Consider the following 17,371-nt stretch of genomic DNA (forward strand, 5'->3'; position numbering starts at 1 on the left):
CGAAACAATTCTATATTTGCGGCTCAAAATTTTACGGCGGACTTCCATGTCCTCTTAAATTGTATATCAATATGTCTTTACAAGCTGGAATCGTAGGGTTACCCAATGTCGGAAAATCAACTTTATTCAATGCCGTGAGCATCAACGCGAAAGCTCAGGCCAGCAATTACCGCTTCTGCACCATCGAGCCCAATGTAGGCCTGGTGGATGTACCGGATGAGCGCCTCAGCAAACTGGCTTCGCTGGTAAACCCAAACCGTACCGTTCCCACACAACTGGAGATCGTTGACATCGCCGGGCTGGTGAAGGGCGCCAGCAAAGGCGAAGGACTTGGCAACAAGTTCCTCGGCAATATCCGCGAAGTTGACGCGATCATCCACGTGATCCGCTGCTTTGAAGACGAGAACGTATTACGCGAAGAAGGCGCCATCAACCCTGTGGGCGATAAAGAGATCATCGATACCGAACTGCAGCTCAAAGACCTTGAGAGCGTTGAAAAGAAAATGCAGCGCGTGGAAAAAATGGCCCGCGTTGGTTCCGATGCCAAAGCCAAGGCAGAATACGATATCCTCACCCGCTGTAAAGAACATCTCGAAAAAGGTAAAAGCATTTTTTCCCTGGGGCTCGACAAAGAAGAAAAAAACGCAGTGGCCGACCTGTTCCTGCTTACAGATAAACCGGTATTATATGTTGCCAATGTTGACGAAGGTTCTATGCATACCGGCAACAAATATTCCGAAATGCTGAAAAACGCCGTTCAGTCCGAAGGCGCCGAAGTGATCATCATGTGCAACAATATCGAAGCACAGATCGCTGAAATGGAATCTGAAGAGGACCGCCTGATGTTCATGGAAGAATATAAAATGACTGAACCTGCCCTGAACCGCCTCATCCGTACTGCTTATGCGCTGCTGAACCTCGATACTTATTTCACGGCAGGTGTTCAGGAAGTAAGGGCCTGGACCATACATAAAGGCTGGAAAGCACCACAGGCTGCCAGCGTGATCCACACCGATTTCGAAAAGGGATTCATCAAAGCTGAGGTAATCGCTTACGAAGACTTCGTAAAATTCGGAAGCGAAGCCGCCTGCCGCGACAACGGAAAATTAAGGATAGAAGGAAAGGAATATATTGTAAAGGACGGCGACATCATGCATTTCAGGTTCAATGTATAGTAAACCTGCAGAAGCCAACGGGAAAGAGCAATGACCAACATCATTGCTCTTTTTTTTAAATACTGACCTGCACCTGCTTGATCACACCCATCACGAATATGCTCTGCACATGCCCCAGGTTCTCAGCCTGGCTGAGCTTGTTTACATGGAAATCATAATATGCATCCATATTCTCCGCCACCACTTTGAGCATAAAGTCGAATTCGCCTGAAATATTATAGCATTCGATCACTTCCGGCATATCCAGGATGCTTTTAATGAAACGTGCACCGGCATTACGGTTATGCTGTTTCAGTGAAACATAACAGATCACTGTCAATCCTTTTTTTACTCTTGCATGGTCTACCAGCGCAGCGTATTGCCTGATCACACCCGTTTCCTCCATCCGCCTGATCCGCTCATGAATAGGCGTTGTACTCAGGTGTACTTTATCGGAGATCTCCTTTACCGTAATCCGGGCATTTTGCTGCAGAAGCCGCAGGATCGAAAGGTCTTTATCATCAAGCATTACCTGCGTTCCAGCTGAATCTTCTTTTTTAACTTGTTTTGCCATACTTATCAGCAGTTTTATCCTGCAAAAATTACATTTTTTATACTTTTCTCCTAAATAAAATAAAATATAGAGTATTTTATCCTATCCAGCTACATTTGCATTTCATAAAAACAAACTTATGTCTACATTAACCAATTCCATTGATTTCAGCCTGCCGTACAAAGTGGCTGATATCAGCCTCGCAGACTGGGGTCGCAAAGAAATACGCCTTGCCGAAGCAGAAATGCCGGGCCTGATGAGCCTCCGTGCAGAATATGGTGCAACTCAGCCATTGAAAGGTGCGCGTATTGCCGGTTGTCTTCACATGACCATCCAGACCGCTGTTCTGATCGAAACGCTGGTAGCACTGGGTGCTGAAGTTAAATGGAGTTCCTGCAATATCTTCTCTACACAGGATCAGGCTGCTGCTGCTATCGCCGCTGCAGGTATTGGTGTATTTGCCTGGAAAGGCCAGACACTGGAAGAAGCCGACTGGTGTATTGAACAAACCTTATTCTTCGGAAGCGCCGAGCGTCCGCTGAACATGATCCTGGATGATGGCGGCGATCTGACCAATATCGTTCTGGACAAATACCCTGAACTGGTACAGAACATCAAAGGCCTGAGTGAAGAAACCACTACCGGTGTTCACCGTCTCTACGAAAGAATGGCTAAAGGCACCCTGCCAATTCCTGCCATCAACGTGAACGACTCAGTTACCAAATCCAAATTCGACAACAAATACGGCTGCCAGGAATCACTGGTTGATGCGATCCGTCGCGCAACTGATGTAATGATGGCGGGTAAAGTTGCTGTTGTAGGTGGTTATGGCGATGTAGGTAAAGGTTCTGCCCTTTCTTTACGTGGTGCCGGCTGCCGTGTGATCGTTACCGAGATCGATCCGATCTGTGCTTTACAGGCTGCTATGGACGGTTTTGAAGTGAAGAAAATGATCGATGCGGTGAAAGAAGCCGATATCGTTGTTACCGCTTCAGGCTGCCGCGACCTGCTTACCGAAAAGCATTTCCGCCTGATGAAAGACAAAGCGATTGTCTGCAACATCGGCCACTTCGACATCGAGATCGATATCGCATGGCTCAACAACAACTACGGTCATACAAAAGATACCATCAAACCACAGGTTGACCTCTACAATATCGAAGGTAAAGATGTGATCATCCTGGCAGAAGGACGCCTGGTAAACCTCGGCTGTGCTACGGGTCACCCTTCGTTTGTAATGAGTAACTCGTTCTCTAACCAGACACTGGCGCAGATCGAACTCTGGACCAACTTCAAAAATTACGAGAACAAGGTTTATGTACTGCCCAAACACCTCGATGAGAAAGTGGCACGTCTGCACCTTGCCAAAGTAGGCGCTGAACTGGATGAACTGACCGACGAACAGGCTTCATACCTGGGCATTCCGAAGACCGGTCCTTTCAAAGCTGACCATTACCGTTATTAATAGCTAACCGGGAATTGAATTAAGAATTAGGACCGAATAGATCCTAATTCTTAATTTCACCCCGATGTTAGAGCGCGCTACTGTTCAAAATACACGGATTTTCAAAAAATGCATAGCATTGATCCTCTGCATATGCATGTCAGGTATTTCAACAGCCCAACGCGAACGTGATACATCCCGCACTTCTACCCGCCAGGACGCCATCGCTTTTATCAGCAGGATCACCGAACTGCCGCAGAGTGCACACTGGCCCAATATAAAGCCGGCCCTCTTTCTTCAGAACCTTAAGAACAATATCGAGAACCCGCTCAGCCTGCACGAAGGAAATAATACCAATTTCTGTGCATACGCGGCCATGTCCTACATTCCCCTTCAGTTCGATCCGCTTGGTTTTGCCAAAGACCTGCTGCAGTTGTACAGGGAAGGTAAAGTGAAGATGGGCCGGGTAAATATTACACCTTCCAGTGAAGTAAAACTCGCCGCAGGCAGGCTGGCATTCAAAGGCGAGCTCGACATCAGGCCCGCAGACCAGATGTGGTTCCTGGCGCTTGCCGATCATTTCAAATGCTACCTCAACATCTTCGACAAGCATTTCGATATGGGTGATGAGAACAGCTTCTGGGCGGCTACCAGTTTCGGCAAATTCAATCATATGATCCGTTCACTTTTCAGGTACAGGGTGGAAGCCAAAGGCTCAGACCTGATCAGACCTACCATCGATCATCTTTACGGCTACCTGAAAGAACGCGTAAGTAAGGGAACAGTTGCGCTTTTCGTGAATAACATGTCGCTCTACCAGAAAGATCACCGCCAGGTGAAACCCGGTGTGGGCACACATTTCATCATCCTGAAAGACATTGAAGAAGCGCCGGACGGAAGGATCAACATTACTTACTGGGATTATGGCGGACTCACGCTCCAGCAGGTAACGCCCTCGTTCCTTTACAGGCTCATCTTCGGTATCACTTTCTGCACAAAACGAACAGCCAATGCGCCGCAATAGACCTGTTTACATATTATGCCTTGTGGTGCCCGCGTTCCTGCTGTTCGCATGCCGTTCCAGCAGGAAACTGACAGCAGATTACTACTATGAGAATGAAGCTGCACTCACGAGTATTGAAAAAGCTTATGCATCCTTATACAAACAACGCCCTTTTTCCGTTGAGTTCATCGATAAAGGATTCAATTATGTATCGCTGATGCTGCAGTCGAACAGGATCAAATACATTTACGAGTTTGAACTGAATGAACCACGCCTGCAGGATACGCTTGCCCGTTACCAGATGGACAGTGCGGCTATTATGAAAATGATCCGCCAGATGAAGGATATCCAGTGTGTATGGATCAACAACCTGGACTATTATGTGGATGAACAGAAAAGAAGCATGATCTTCATGTCGCTCCGTACCGTACCACCGAGGATACCATTTGCGGAGAAGAAATACTATATCCTCACCTTCTTCAACCAGCCGCAGTTCTTCGATAACCAGGGCCGCCTGCTCGCGAACAGGAGGCAAAGAAGATTGCGCAAGATCGATGATAACTTTTTTCAAAGGATCAACGACCGTGTCTGTTATACCATTTCGGAGCGCTTCCGTTAATTAGTTTTACCCGCCTCAGGAAGATATAAACAACTCTCCTAAGTCAACGTTAAAAACAACTGAATGGCTTCATTTTCCAATATCTTTGTTATGAACCTATTCAGTAACATATGAGAAATCTAAAACCCATCTTCCATGCGGGGGTATGCATTGCATTACTCGCAGCATGTAACAGCAAACCGAGTAACGACAAAACAGCGGCAGATACAACAAAAACAGTTGCCGCAGCACCGGCCGGCCCCGGCAGCCCGATCAAATACGACAGTTCCAAACGTTACATCTTCCTTACCTGGGATGATTCTCCGCAACCGCCAGGCACCGTTGTATCCAAGAGGATCTTTAAGGAGCAGGGTGTAAAAGCAACATTCTTTGCAGTAGGCATGCACTACGATATCGACCCCGTACGCAAGCGTATCCTCGACAGTATCCGTAACGAATATCCCCAGTTCCTGCTGGCCAACCACAGCTATTCGCATGGTTTCAGGGATAACTACAATAAATTCTATACGATGGTAGACAGTGCAGCCAGCGACTTTGCACATGCACAGCAGCAAATGAATATCCCGCTGAAGATCGTTCGTATGCCGGGCAGGAATAACTGGGCAGGCAAAGGCGAGTTCCGCGGCCCGAAAAGCAGTGAGAAAGTAGCCCGCAGGCTGGATTCGCTCGGTTACCAGGTAATCGGCTGGGATCTTGAATGGCAGTTTGTGAAAGGCAGCGCTCCCAAACAGGGTGCAGCAGAAATGGTACGCATGATCAACGACAAGTTTGAAAGCGGTTACACCAACCAGCCCAATACCGTAGTGATCCTTGCGCACGACCGTATGTTCGGCAAAGCACCCTATACCGATTCACTTGCCAGGTTCATTACCCTGCTGAAACAGGACCCGCGTAATGTATTCGAAACCATAGATCATTACCCATCTGTAATGAATAAATAGTTTCAACCTATTGTTCTGAAAAGCCGGCCACAGTGCCGGCTTTTCCATTATAACCCGTTATTGTGCATTGGGCATTCCTCCTTATCTTCCGCATCCCAAATAAAACCAATGAAAAAACTTTGTCTCCCCCTTTTTTTGTTATGGCTCACTGCAGGCCTTCAGGCCCAGAACATGCTGCCTGTAGTACCGGCGCCATCGTCTGCAGTTGTACAGAATGGAAAATTTGTGTTGAAGAATAATACCCCGGTGGTTGTAAAAGGTGACCAGGCAGCCGTGAAAGTTGCAGAAATGCTCGCGGCAAAACTGGCCGTACCTACCGGTGGCTCCTATCCTGTTAAAAAAACTGCAGTAACCGGCAACAGTATACAGCTGCAGCTTCTGACCAATGCAGATACAGCACTGGGAAGCGAAGGTTACAAGCTTGTTGTAACGCCGGCACAGATTACCATCACTGCCAACCAGCCTGCAGGACTTTTCTACGGTACCCAGACCTTACTGCAACTCTTACCGGCAGCTATTGAAAGCAAAAAAGAAGTAAAAAATATCAGCTGGACCATCCCCTGCGCCACTATTACCGATAAACCACGTTTCGGCTGGCGCGGATTGATGTTTGATGTAACGCGCCATTTCTTTACCAAGCAGGAAGTGAAACAGTTCATCGATGATATGGTGAAATATAAATTCAATATGCTGCACCTGCATTTAACCGACGACCAGGGCTGGCGCATTGAGATCAAATCATTACCCGAGCTTACCAAAGTAGGTGCATGGAGGCAGGACAGGAAAGGCAAATGGGGCAACACACCGGCCCCGGATTCTACCGAGCCGAAAACTTACGGCGGATTTTATACGCATGATGATATCCGCGAGCTGGTGCAGTATGCGGCAGACCGCTTCGTAGCCATCATGCCCGAGATCGATGTTCCGGGGCATAGTATGGCGGCGATTGCCACTTATCCGGAACTGGCAACCGTACCAGGCACATATCATGTTAATATCAGCGATAAATTCCTCGTATGGGGCAGCGGTGGCTCCTTCTATGCAATAAGCGACAATACACTCAATCCGGCCAACGAAAAAGTATACAGCTTCCTCGATAAAGTGTTTACTGAAGTGGCTCAGCTCTTCCCCTTTCCTTACATACATATGGGCGGCGACGAAACCGCAAAGAACCTCTGGGAAAAAAGTGATGACATCAAAGGCCTGATGCAGCGTGAGAAGCTGAAAGACGTGCACGAAGTACAAAGCTATTTTGTAAAGCGTGTGGAAAAGATCATCGAATCGAAAGGAAAGAAAATGATGGGCTGGGATGAGATCCTGGAAGGCGGACTGGCCCCTAATGCAGCAGTAATGAGCTGGCGCAGCATGAAAGGCGGAGCAGAAGCTGCTGCACAGAAACATCCTGTGGTGATGAGTCCTGCCCAGTTTGCGTACCTCGATTATTACCAGGGCGAAAGCACGGTAGAGCCACCCGTTTACGCAGCACTGCGTTTGAACAAAACCTACCAGTTCGATCCGCTGCCGGCAGGTGTTGACCCTAAATACATACTGGGAGGCCAGGGCAACCTCTGGACCGAACAGCTCAATAATTTCCGCAGCGTACAATACATGCTGTGGCCGCGGGCAATGGCGATCGCGGAATCAACCTGGTCTCCCAAGGAGAAAAAGAACTGGGATAATTTCGTAGGTCGTGTTGAACAGCAATTCGTACGGCTGGATTCATCCCGCACCCGTTACGCCCGCAGCATCTATGATCCGATCATCCGCACAAAAACGGATGGCAAGGATAACCTGACGCTCATTCTTGAAAAAGAAGTAGCGGATATGGATATCCATTATTCCCTGAATGAGAGCGTACCGGATAATTATTACCCGGTTTATACCAAACCATTTGTGCTGGACAAAGACGTAATGACCGTGCGTATCGTTACTTACCGGAACGGAGTACAGGTAGGTAAACAGATCATTATGCCGCTGGCTGAATTAAAGAAAAGGGCTGAAAAATAAGGCAGCGCAGATCAATTTAAAATAAGCTCCGCTTAAACAGGCGGGGCTTATTTTTTGAAATCCGCTTAAAGTGAACATATTCCGTACAATTACCTGTTTCATCAATCCTTTACCACCCTTATCTTCGCCCAATATTCCCGTTCAATATGAAAGTAGGTATTCTCGGAGGCGGCCAGCTCGGTCGCATGTTATTGCAGGCAGCAGCCAATTATACGGTTGAAACTTTTGTGCTGGAGAATGATCCCGGCTGTCCCGCTGCGCATCTCTGCCATCATTTTGTGAAGGGAAATATCAATGATTTTGATACGGTATACCAGTTCGGTAAAGACCTTGATGCCATCACTATAGAGATCGAATCTGTAAATGTGGATGCGTTGGAAAAACTGGAATCGGAAGGTGTGAAGGTTTATCCGAGTCCTGCCGCGATCCGGATCATTAAAGACAAAGTGATACAAAAGGCATTTTACCGCGATCATGATATACCAAGCTCTCCGTTCGTGATCACACAGAACCTGGCAGAACTGGCAACGCAGGCAGATTTCCTGCCGGCTGTGCACAAGATCGGACAGGGAGGTTATGACGGAAAAGGTGTGCAGGTGATCCGGGAAGTAAAAGACATGGACAAAGGTTTTGACGCACCCGCAGTTCTGGAGAAAATGGTGGATATCAAAAAAGAGATTGCCATGATCGTGGCAATGAACGATAAAGGGGAAACAGCCCTGTTCCCGCCTGCGGAAATGATCGCCGACCCGGTACTGAACCTGCTCGATTACCAGCTCAGTCCTGCCCTGCTTCCTGAAAAAGTATTATGGAAAGCCGAAGCGATCGCTTTAAGGGTTGTGAAAGGGTTACAAAGTCCGGGCCTTTTTGCTGTTGAGCTTTTTGTAGACAAGAACGACGATGTACTCGTGAACGAAACGGCCCCGCGCGTTCATAACAGCGGGCACCATACCATTGAAGCCAATTATTCCAGCCAGTACGATATGCTCTGGAGGATCATATCAGGATACCCGCTTGGCAATACGGACCCTATCCTTCCTTCCGCCATCGTGAACCTGCTCGGTGCCGAAGGCTATGAAGGTGAGGCCGTTTACGACAAACTGGATGAAGTATTGTCAATGGACAATGTATTTGTACACCTCTACGGTAAGAAGCAGACAAAGCCCGGCCGTAAAATGGGGCATGTAACCATTATCAGCAAAGATTACCAGGACCTGACCTATAAAGCCAATAAGATAAAGCACACATTAAAAGTGATCAGTAAAGCATAGAACACTTTACAGCACATTGATACCACTGATACTGCCGGTGGTTCTTTTGCGCACATTCAGTGGTTTCAGGAAGCCGATTCCGATCAGGCTTTTAACCTGGAGCGCAGGTGAAGTTTTGTTTTCACCGAATAACCTTACATCATCATCATAGATCATATCCAGGCTGTAAGTGGCGGAGAAGAACTTGTTGATCTTGAAGGAAAACAGGTTGGTCATGAAAAGATCCACATTCTGCGGATGATCGCCATAATTGGAGAAGAGATCAAGCCTGCCCTTATAGGTGATGTTCTTTGCAATTGCATTAAAATAGTTGACCGTAGCAAACATACCGATCTGGTTAACAGAACGTTTACCTGCAGGTATACCATAACCACCCTTCCTCACCAGTGAATCATTCAGTACAAAAGTAAAACGGGAGGTCAGCGGCGATATAAAGACAGAGAATTTATCGCTCTGCTTATAATCAAGACCCAGGGAAAAGATCATATATGCCGGCGAAAAGAAAGACGATGACAGCACACCCGTTGTTCCCGAATAAGTAAGGCCATTAAAAAACTGGGAACGCAGGTTGAACAGTCCGGATAAATACAGTTTACCGATACTGTCTGTCTTGTAACCGTATTTGCTCAGGTAATCAAAGCGATCATCGTTCTTGCGGCTGCCCAGGCTCGTGGTTTGTACATAACCCAGGTTAACATCCACGTTATTATCCCAGCTATGCCGTCCTTTCTTGTAAAAAAAGAAATAATTGAAGTAAGCGCTTGCAGCAAGCGAAAAATTATCACCTCCGGCAGACCAGTTGCTCAGGGAGCCCTGGGAAATGTTCAGGCTCAGTAAGCCGCCACTTTTCCAGTTCCATTTGCTGGTATCTGCTTCTTTTTTAATGGTTCTGGCAGTCTCACTTTTAATTTTATTCAATATTTCCTGTGCCCGCCCCTGCTGAAAACATAGAATAACCGCAAACAAAGCCATGCTTTTTTTCATCCGCCTGCTGTTTTTTGCGCAAAAATAATTTTCCAGATTGTAATTCAGCTTAAATGATGCTGACAAACTGACACTTTCCACATGTTTTTGCATAACTTTGTGTCTTAACATTTATTCTACAGCGATGGAAATGTTGGCAATAGCGGAAAAGGAACATGATGAAAGCCGGCAGGGAGAAGCGTTCAGCCCGTTCACAAACGATCCGAACCAGTACCAGCGGAAGTTTTATATAGAGAGTTATGGCTGCGCCATGAATTTTGCCGACAGTGAAGTAGTGGCTTCCATACTGAACAGTGAGGGATTCGGCGCTACCCGCAACGTGGAAGAAGCCGACCTGGTTTTGCTGAATACCTGCTCCATACGTGAAAAAGCGGAGCAGACGGTACGGAAGCGCCTTACAGAATTCAAAACGCTGAAAAGGAGTCGCCCGGGTATGCTGATCGGTATGCTGGGCTGTATGGCCGAAAGGCTGAAATCCAAATTGCTGGAAGAAGAAAAGCTGGTAGATATGGTGGTTGGGCCCGACGCTTACAGGAGCCTTCCTTCCCTGATCAGCCAGGCAGATACAGGCCAGAAAGCAGTGAACGTTTTACTGAGCCGCGAGGAAACCTATGCCGATATTTCTCCGGTGCGCATGGATGACAACGGTGTATGTGCCTTCGTTTCCATTATGCGTGGCTGTAACAATATGTGCAGTTTTTGCGTGGTACCATTTACCCGCGGCCGCGAACGGAGTCGAGACGCATATTCCGTGGTGGCCGAAGCTGAAGCTCTTTTTGCACAGGGCTACCGTGAAGTGACGCTGCTTGGTCAGAACGTAGACAGTTATTATTGGGTGGATGAAAAGCAGGATACCATCGTCACATTTGCGAACCTGCTGGAAAAAGTAGCGCAGATCTCTCCCCTGCTGCGTGTCCGTTTCAGCACATCTCATCCCAAAGACATTACAGATGAAGTCTTACATACCATCGCACGATATGAAAATATCTGCAACTATATTCACCTGCCGGTACAAAGCGGCAGCACAAGGATCCTCCAGCTGATGAACAGGACCTATACCCGTGAATGGTATATTGCCAAAGTGAACAGGATCCGCGAAATACTGCCGGACTGCAGTATCAGTACCGATATCATAGCAGGTTTCTGTACTGAAACGGAAGAGGATCACCAGGATACTTATACCCTGATGGAATATTGCAAATATGACCTTGCATATATGTATTTCTACAGCGAGCGCCCCGGAACGCTGGCAGAACGCAGGTATACAGATGACGTACCTGAAGAAGTAAAGAAAAGGCGGCTCCAGGAGATCATCGCACTGCACCGGATCCATTCACTGGAAAGCATGCAGCGCGATGTGAACAAAACTTTCAAAGTGCTGATCGAAGGAAATTCGAAGAAAAGCGACCAGCACTGGTACGGAAGGACAGATCATAACAAAGTGGTCATTTTCCCGAAAGAACAATATAAAGTTGGTAAAGGCGGTTATGTAACAGTATATATTGACAGTTGCACAGCAGGGACCCTTTTCGGAACTGTTCAGTCGGTACTCTGATCAAGACAGGCATTGCGTTATCGTTAAACATTAAAGAACACGGATGGATCTTCAAAACATCAAAAACCGTTTCGGCATCATCGGCAATTCGCCGGCGCTGAATCATGCGCTGAATACAGCCGTGCAGGTTGCAGCAACAGACCTTACCGTACTGATCGTGGGTGAAAGTGGTGTGGGTAAGGAAGTCTTTTCGCAGATCATACATGCGCTTTCCGCGCGCAAACATAATCCTTTCATTGCCGTAAACTGCGGTGCTATACCGGAAGGCACGATCGATTCAGAGCTGTTCGGGCATGAGAAAGGTGCGTTCACCGGGGCAGTCGACAGCCGTAAAGGTTATTTCGAGACCGTGAACGGCGGAACTATTTTCCTGGACGAAATTGGTGAAATGCCGCTCGGTACACAGGCTCGTTTGTTAAGGGTACTGGAAACGGGCGAATTTATCCGTGTAGGTTCGTCCAAAGTGCAGAAAACGGATGTTCGTGTGATCGCCGCTACCAACCGTGAGCTGCTCGAGTTTACACAGAAAGGCCGCTTCCGCGAAGATCTCTATTACCGCCTGAGTACCGTACCGATCCGCGTGCCTTCCCTGCGCGACCGTAAGGAAGACATACCGCTCCTGTTCAGGAAGTTCGTGGTGGATTTTGCCGAACGTTACAAAACCACACCGGTACAGCTCGATGATGATGCGAAAAACCTGTTAATTAACCATTCCTGGAAAGGTAATGTGCGGGAATTGAAGAATATTGCCGAGCAGATCTCTGTGCTCAGTCCGAATGTGCAGGTCTCCGGTGCAGAACTTTCCAGGTTCCTGCCCGACCATACAACTGCCAGCAGGATGCCTGTACTGGCCGGTGCACCGCAAAGCGGCGAGTTTGCAAATGAGCGGGAAATCCTTTACAAACTGTTCTTCGATATGAAGAAAGATGTAACGGAACTCAAGAAGATGTTCCTTGAAATATTACAGAACCCTTCCCTGGCCGGCTCTGCTGCCAATTATACCCGTGATTCCCTGATGCAGGATTTCGGCGGTAATGCGAACGACGCACCTACATTCCTGCCACAGCAGAACACAGCTCCGGCACATGCCACTTACCTGCCCTCCGGCAACAGCTCATCGCAGGCAGTGATAATTCACGACGATGATATCCATCATCATGAAGAAGTGGAAGAGTCGCTGAATATTGTTGATAAGGAAAAAGAACTGATCATCAAAGCACTCAAAAAACACAAAGGAAAAAGAAGAGATGCTTCGCTCGACCTCGGTATCAGTGAAAGAACCCTGTACCGGAAACTGAAAGAATACGATATCGAAGAATGACCGCTATGAAAACGATACGAACCCCGCGCTTCCTGCAGGCCATCTGCCTCTTCTTTTTTGTGGCAGCCCTGTCGGGATGCAGTATATATAAATTCAATGACGCCAGCATTCCTCCGGATGTGAAGACCATTAAAGTCGGCTTTATCGAAAACCGGGCACGTTATGTAAACCCGCAGGTGAGTCCGCAGCTGACCACCAAACTCACGCAGATCATTACAAGCCGGACCAAACTCTCGCTCACCAACAACGATGACGCGCACTATGTGATCAGCGGGCAGATCACCAATTATGATGGTACGCAGACCGTAGGTGTAAGCGGCCAGCAGTCTACCACCAACCGTTTAACCGTTACCGTACATATCGTATTACGCAAGACCCTGAAGAACATTACCGATGAGTTCGATGTAACAAGGAACTTCGATTACGACGGAAGACTGCAGTTCCAGGATGCGGAAGCAAAGCTGCTGGACGAGATCATCCGGAACGTATCTGACGAAATCTTCAACCATATATTCTCCAACTGGTAAGCAAACCTTATTTTAGCCGAATGAATGTAATGGAGGAAACAGGATTGCAGGCACTTGCCGGTAATGAGAAAGAGCTCAGGAACATCGTGCGCGAGTACCCGTATTTCGCACCGGCGCGGTTCCTGCTGGCAGCTGTTCTGCAGGCAAGGCAGCGCCCGGAAGCACCTGTAGCCGTATCCCAGGCATCCCTGTACTTCAATAACCCGCTCTGGTTATCCTATAAACTCAATAAAGCTGTTGCAGAAACGGCAACGGAAGAACCGGAACAGGAAATTACCCCGGCTTCATTTGACACTCCGGTGGATACCGGCGAAAGCGATTATGATTTTGAAGCGGGAGATGATACCGATGCCCCCGAAAATGCCGACACCAGCATTCCGGCAGACAGTAAACTCTCCAGCCTCCTGTCTGACCAGCTGGCCGATTTCAAAAAACCGGTAACGGAAGATGCAGCACTGGAAATAGATGCCGATAAAAAGAAGCTCCATACGATCGATTATTTCGCTTCGCTGGGCATCAAACTGGACCTGAATGCCATTCCGCAGGACAGGCTCACCACCCAGCTGCGTAAGTTCACGGACTGGCTGAAAGACATGAAGCATCCGGATGCCGTAGCGGCGGCCCAGGCCAGCAGTGCAGGCATTGAAAATGAGCGTGCAGCGGCCCAGATAGCCGAAAATTCTAACGAATCCCGTGAGGTAGTGACCGAATCCATGGCCGAAGTACTCGAGAAACAGGGGCAAACTGAAAAAGCGATCCAGCTCTATATTAAATTAAGTTTCTTAAATCCTGAAAAATCCGCTTATTTTGCGGCAAAGATTCAACATTTAAAAGGTATATAAAATGATCATTCTGTTTCTGATTCTGATTGTGATAGCATCTGTAGGGCTCGGCTTTGTGGTACTGGTTCAAAATCCAAAAGGTGGCGGCCTCTCCGGCAATGTAGGCGGTTTAAGCAACCAGCTGATGGGCGTTAAACAAACAACCGACGTTCTGGAAAAAGGCACCTGGCTTTTCGCAGGCATCATCGCCCTGCTGGCCCTGTTCTCTACCCTGTTCCTGAAAAGCGGTAGTACTGCAGTAGACAATTCAAGGATCCAGCAGATCCCCACAGCTGTAAGCACTCCTGCTGCACCGGCTGCCACTCCGGCACCTGCCACTACAGCAAATGCTGCCGATACTGTTAAAAAATAATACAGACAACATATTTTTATAAGCCCTGCCTGTTATCCAGACGGGGCTTTTTAGTTAATTTAACAGCACGGGGCATACTTTTTGACCACTGGTATGCTGCCGTCTTAAACAGCCGGTAACAGGCGTACCATGAAAAGAATCTTTACATTAATCCTTTTACTGATCGTACTCGCAGGCGGCATTGTTGCCTGGCAGGTATTGGTATCAGGTACAGGTTTCAGCGAAAAAAGCAGGTTTTTCGTGATCAGCGAGGGACAAACAGATAAAGCCAGCGTGCTAGCTACTCTGAAAGAAGAAAAGATCATCAATAACACCACTGTATTTTCCCTGATCTCAGGTCCGCTGGGTGTATGGGACAGGATCAGGCCCGGTAAATACGAAGTAAAAAAAGGCGATAACCTGCTCACCATCGGCCGTATACTCAAGAACAATCGCCAGGCCCAGTTAAAACTCGTGATCAACAAGATCAGGCGAAAGGAAGACCTGGCCAGGCTGATCTCGCATAACCTGGGTACCGATTCTGCTTCTGTGATGCAGTTCATGCAGTCCAACGACTCGCTCTCGCAATATGGCGTGGACACGTCTACGGTTTTCACCGCCATCATACAAAACACTTATAACTTCTTCTGGAAAAGCAGCCCGCGCAAGATCTTCAATCGCCTTTATGAAGCACAACAGTACTTCTGGGAAAATAATAACCGACTGGAGAAAGCCAAAGCCAGGGGGCTCGATCCGAAACAGGTATATATCCTGGCTTCCATAGTAGATGAAGAAACCAATTATGAGAGCGATAAATACAAGATCGCGAGCGTGTATATGAACAGGCTGAAAAAGTCGATGCCGCTGCAGGCTTGTCCTACGATCAAATTTGCCATGAATGACTTCACTATTACGCGTATTTATGAGAAATACCTGGTGAATCCTTCTCCTTACAATACGTACCGTGTAAAAGGCTTGCCGCCCGGCCCCATCTGCACGCCGTTACCTAAAACGATCGATATCATACTGGATGCGCCGGAAACGGATTACCTGTTCTTTGTGGCAAAAAGCGATTTCAGCGGCTACCATCATTTCAGCAGCAGCTACGGTGAGCACGACCGCTTTGCAAAAGAGTACCAGAAAGCCCTCGACGCATATATGGCCCGCAAACAACAACAAAACGCAAAGTAGCTTTGACCAAACTGGAACGCATCATCATTACCAGCCCGCCTGCTGCTTTCCTGATCCGGAAAAGCAAAAAATGGACATTCCCGGGATCTGCCTCTATTCCATTGTATGATGTGTTCATTTTTTTCCAGCAACAGGTGAAAAAGGTTGGTCTTAACGAGCGTGCCGCGGCCATCTCATTTAACCTGATCATGGCGCTGCCGGCTGCGTTACTGTTCCTGTTTTCAATTGTACCTTATATGCCGGCATCGGAAAGATTCCAGCGGCAGCTGCTGCGTTTGTTCAACGACATCTCTCCTACTTCAGAAACCTCTTTATTCATCCTTTCTATGGTGGATGCGCTTTTCGAAAAGCACGTGGGCGTATTCTCATTAGGTTTTGTATTGCTGGTATTTTATGCATCCAATGCTATGATGGGTGTGATCCGGACGTTTGATAAATCGATCAAAGACAATAAAGGTTATTTTTTTCACCGCCGCCTCCGGGCCATCAGGCTCACGTTCATATTACTGATCGTGGTAATTGCTTCAATCGTGCTGTTGTTAGGCCAGCAGCAGTTGCGCGGCCTTTTCAATATTCCGCGCCGAACGTATGTTCCGTGGTGGAATGGTGTACGCTGGAGTATCATCGTATGCCTCGTATTTTTCAGCATTTCCTTTATTTACAAATATGCGCCTTCTATTAAAAAACGCTGGTCGCTGGTATCGCCGGGCTCACTACTCGCCACGGTACTCATGCTGGTAACAGCCATACTATTCTCATATTGGGTGAACAACTTTGCAGCTTATAATAAGGTCTACGGTTCTATCGGAACAGTACTTATCATCATGCTGCTGATCTATATTAATTCGTTAATCCTCCTCATCGGGTTTGAATTAAATGTGAGTATTACGTATCTTACCCGTCAGGCTGAGGCCAAAAAACTGACCGAAATAACTGATCCCGGGTAAAAGGAATAATTTTTGCTGAAAATATATTGCCCAACCTAAAAAATTACATTATGAAAAAGATGTATGCTTTACTCACGGCGGCAGTTCTTTTCTTTGCCGCTACATCCCAGGCACAGATTGCATCGCTGGCACTTGGTTCTAATCTTCCGCTGGCAGATCTGCGTATGAAAGATATTTCCGGCCGTGAAGTTTCCGTAAAGGAAGCTGGTAAAAAAAATGGGGTCTTGGTCATGTTCTCCTGCAATACCTGTCCTTACGTGATCAAAAACCAGCAAAGAACAAAGGAAGTCGCTGATTTTGCAAAACAGAACGACATCGGCGTTATCCTCGTTAATTCCAATGAAGGCTCACGTGCCGACCAGGATTCTTATGCAGCCATGCAGGCTTATGCCAAAGAGCAGGGCTATGATTTTTATTATGCAGTAGATGAGGGTTCCAGACTGGCTAATGCATACGGGGCCACAAGAACGCCGGAACTGTTCATTTTTGATGCCAATGGCGTGCTACAATACAAAGGAGCTATCGACGATAATCCGTCTGAAGCCAGCAATGTAAAAAGAACGCATGCCAAAGAAGCGATCCGCGAAATGACCGAAGGAAAAAGTGTTTCCATCAGGGAAAGCAGGTCTGTAGGTTGTACCATTAAGCGGGTCCGCTAAACAAATAACATCCATTTATAAA

17 protein-coding genes are annotated in these 17,371 nt (G+C 47.4%); 15 read left to right on the forward strand and 2 right to left on the reverse strand.

Annotation, left to right across the window (positions count from 1 at the left end; genetic code table 11):
• Positions 1-71: 71 nt before the first annotated feature.
• The gene (ychF, locus tag B5D42_RS15470; RefSeq protein WP_078832438.1) at positions 72-1,175 is read left to right on the forward strand and encodes a redox-regulated ATPase YchF; all 1,104 of its coding nucleotides are present in this window, start codon (positions 72-74) and stop codon (positions 1,173-1,175) included.
• A 55-nt stretch (positions 1,176-1,230) separates the two neighbouring features.
• Here ychF and B5D42_RS15475 read toward each other — a convergent pair whose 3' ends face one another.
• On the reverse strand, positions 1,231-1,728 hold the full coding sequence (locus B5D42_RS15475; protein ID WP_078832439.1) for an Lrp/AsnC family transcriptional regulator: 498 nt from the start codon (positions 1,726-1,728) through the stop codon (positions 1,231-1,233).
• A 118-nt stretch (positions 1,729-1,846) separates the two neighbouring features.
• Between B5D42_RS15475 and ahcY the strand changes: the two genes are divergently transcribed.
• The 6 genes from ahcY to B5D42_RS15505 all read left to right on the forward strand — a co-directional run bounded on the left by ahcY (position 1,847) and on the right by B5D42_RS15505 (position 8,992).
• On the forward strand, positions 1,847-3,172 hold the full coding sequence (gene ahcY / locus B5D42_RS15480; protein WP_078832440.1) for an adenosylhomocysteinase: 1,326 nt from the start codon (positions 1,847-1,849) through the stop codon (positions 3,170-3,172).
• 136 nt (positions 3,173-3,308) lie between these two features.
• Positions 3,309-4,175 carry a hypothetical protein gene (locus tag B5D42_RS15485; RefSeq protein WP_078832441.1) on the forward strand — a complete coding sequence of 289 codons (867 nt, stop codon included), beginning with the start codon at positions 3,309-3,311 and terminating at the stop codon, positions 4,173-4,175.
• The gene (locus B5D42_RS15490; protein WP_078832442.1) at positions 4,162-4,773 is read left to right on the forward strand and encodes a hypothetical protein; all 612 of its coding nucleotides are present in this window, start codon (positions 4,162-4,164) and stop codon (positions 4,771-4,773) included. The genes B5D42_RS15485 and B5D42_RS15490 overlap by 14 nt, the downstream gene beginning before the upstream one ends.
• 110 nt (positions 4,774-4,883) lie before the next feature.
• Entirely contained in the window at positions 4,884-5,714 is an 831-nt protein-coding gene (locus B5D42_RS15495; protein WP_078832443.1) for a polysaccharide deacetylase family protein, read from the forward strand.
• A 108-nt stretch (positions 5,715-5,822) separates the two neighbouring features.
• Entirely contained in the window at positions 5,823-7,721 is a 1,899-nt protein-coding gene (locus tag B5D42_RS15500; RefSeq protein ID WP_078832444.1) for a beta-N-acetylhexosaminidase, read from the forward strand.
• A 146-nt stretch (positions 7,722-7,867) separates the two neighbouring features.
• Positions 7,868-8,992, forward strand: a complete 1,125-nt coding sequence (locus B5D42_RS15505) for a 5-(carboxyamino)imidazole ribonucleotide synthase (RefSeq protein ID WP_078832445.1) — start codon at positions 7,868-7,870, stop codon at positions 8,990-8,992.
• 6 nt (positions 8,993-8,998) lie between these two features.
• Here B5D42_RS15505 and B5D42_RS15510 read toward each other — a convergent pair whose 3' ends face one another.
• Complete coding sequence (locus B5D42_RS15510) at positions 8,999-9,976, reverse strand: DUF3078 domain-containing protein (protein WP_078832510.1); 978 nt, start codon at positions 9,974-9,976, stop codon at positions 8,999-9,001.
• Between the two features lie 124 nt (positions 9,977-10,100).
• Between B5D42_RS15510 and miaB the strand changes: the two genes are divergently transcribed.
• The 8 genes from miaB to B5D42_RS15550 all read left to right on the forward strand — a co-directional run bounded on the left by miaB (position 10,101) and on the right by B5D42_RS15550 (position 17,349).
• Positions 10,101-11,531, forward strand: coding sequence for a tRNA (N6-isopentenyl adenosine(37)-C2)-methylthiotransferase MiaB (gene miaB / locus B5D42_RS15515; protein WP_078832446.1), 1,431 nt, complete (start codon positions 10,101-10,103; stop codon positions 11,529-11,531).
• A gap of 43 nt (positions 11,532-11,574) precedes the next feature.
• On the forward strand, positions 11,575-12,852 hold the full coding sequence (locus B5D42_RS15520) for a sigma-54 interaction domain-containing protein (protein WP_078832447.1): 1,278 nt from the start codon (positions 11,575-11,577) through the stop codon (positions 12,850-12,852).
• Between the two features lie 5 nt (positions 12,853-12,857).
• Complete coding sequence (locus B5D42_RS15525) at positions 12,858-13,379, forward strand: LptE family protein (protein WP_078832511.1); 522 nt, start codon at positions 12,858-12,860, stop codon at positions 13,377-13,379.
• A 20-nt stretch (positions 13,380-13,399) separates the two neighbouring features.
• Positions 13,400-14,221 (forward strand): DUF8458 domain-containing protein, encoded by an 822-nt coding sequence (locus B5D42_RS15530; RefSeq protein WP_078832448.1) that lies wholly within the window; start codon positions 13,400-13,402, stop codon positions 14,219-14,221.
• Position 14,222: 1 nt separating this feature from the next.
• Positions 14,223-14,573, forward strand: coding sequence for a preprotein translocase subunit SecG (gene secG / locus B5D42_RS15535; protein ID WP_078832449.1), 351 nt, complete (start codon positions 14,223-14,225; stop codon positions 14,571-14,573).
• Between the two features lie 129 nt (positions 14,574-14,702).
• The gene (gene mltG / locus B5D42_RS15540; RefSeq protein ID WP_078832450.1) at positions 14,703-15,743 is read left to right on the forward strand and encodes an endolytic transglycosylase MltG; all 1,041 of its coding nucleotides are present in this window, start codon (positions 14,703-14,705) and stop codon (positions 15,741-15,743) included.
• Positions 15,744-15,745: 2 nt separating this feature from the next.
• A complete protein-coding gene (locus tag B5D42_RS15545; RefSeq protein WP_176113037.1) occupies positions 15,746-16,690 on the forward strand; it encodes a YihY/virulence factor BrkB family protein in 945 nt (314 codons plus the stop codon).
• Between the two features lie 50 nt (positions 16,691-16,740).
• Complete coding sequence (locus B5D42_RS15550; RefSeq protein WP_078832452.1) at positions 16,741-17,349, forward strand: thioredoxin family protein; 609 nt, start codon at positions 16,741-16,743, stop codon at positions 17,347-17,349.
• Positions 17,350-17,371 lie beyond the last annotated feature (22 nt).

The sequence above is a fragment of the Sediminibacterium ginsengisoli genome, from assembly GCF_900167075.1.
Taxonomy (GTDB): domain Bacteria; phylum Bacteroidota; class Bacteroidia; order Chitinophagales; family Chitinophagaceae; genus Sediminibacterium; species Sediminibacterium ginsengisoli.

Excerpts from the sequence above, each read along its gene's own strand:
- B5D42_RS15495 (WP_078832443.1), top strand. The coding sequence starts at position 4,884 with ATGAGAAATCTAAAACCCATCTTCCATGCGGGGGTATGCATTGCATTA.
- mltG (WP_078832450.1), top strand. The coding sequence starts at position 14,703 with ATGAAAAGAATCTTTACATTAATCCTTTTACTGATCGTACTCGCAGGC.
- secG (WP_078832449.1), top strand. The coding sequence starts at position 14,223 with ATGATCATTCTGTTTCTGATTCTGATTGTGATAGCATCTGTAGGGCTC.
- B5D42_RS15505 (WP_078832445.1), top strand. The coding sequence starts at position 7,868 with ATGAAAGTAGGTATTCTCGGAGGCGGCCAGCTCGGTCGCATGTTATTG.
- B5D42_RS15525 (WP_078832511.1), top strand. The coding sequence starts at position 12,858 with ATGAAAACGATACGAACCCCGCGCTTCCTGCAGGCCATCTGCCTCTTC.
- B5D42_RS15510 (WP_078832510.1), bottom strand. The coding sequence starts at position 9,976 with ATGAAAAAAAGCATGGCTTTGTTTGCGGTTATTCTATGTTTTCAGCAG.
- B5D42_RS15550 (WP_078832452.1), top strand. The coding sequence starts at position 16,741 with ATGAAAAAGATGTATGCTTTACTCACGGCGGCAGTTCTTTTCTTTGCC.
- B5D42_RS15475 (WP_078832439.1), bottom strand. The coding sequence starts at position 1,728 with ATGGCAAAACAAGTTAAAAAAGAAGATTCAGCTGGAACGCAGGTAATG.
- B5D42_RS15520 (WP_078832447.1), top strand. The coding sequence starts at position 11,575 with ATGGATCTTCAAAACATCAAAAACCGTTTCGGCATCATCGGCAATTCG.
- ychF (WP_078832438.1), top strand. The coding sequence starts at position 72 with ATGTCTTTACAAGCTGGAATCGTAGGGTTACCCAATGTCGGAAAATCA.
- B5D42_RS15485 (WP_078832441.1), top strand. The coding sequence starts at position 3,309 with ATGTCAGGTATTTCAACAGCCCAACGCGAACGTGATACATCCCGCACT.
- ahcY (WP_078832440.1), top strand. The coding sequence starts at position 1,847 with ATGTCTACATTAACCAATTCCATTGATTTCAGCCTGCCGTACAAAGTG.
- miaB (WP_078832446.1), top strand. The coding sequence starts at position 10,101 with ATGGAAATGTTGGCAATAGCGGAAAAGGAACATGATGAAAGCCGGCAG.
- B5D42_RS15530 (WP_078832448.1), top strand. The coding sequence starts at position 13,400 with ATGAATGTAATGGAGGAAACAGGATTGCAGGCACTTGCCGGTAATGAG.
- B5D42_RS15490 (WP_078832442.1), top strand. The coding sequence starts at position 4,162 with ATGCGCCGCAATAGACCTGTTTACATATTATGCCTTGTGGTGCCCGCG.
- B5D42_RS15500 (WP_078832444.1), top strand. The coding sequence starts at position 5,823 with ATGAAAAAACTTTGTCTCCCCCTTTTTTTGTTATGGCTCACTGCAGGC.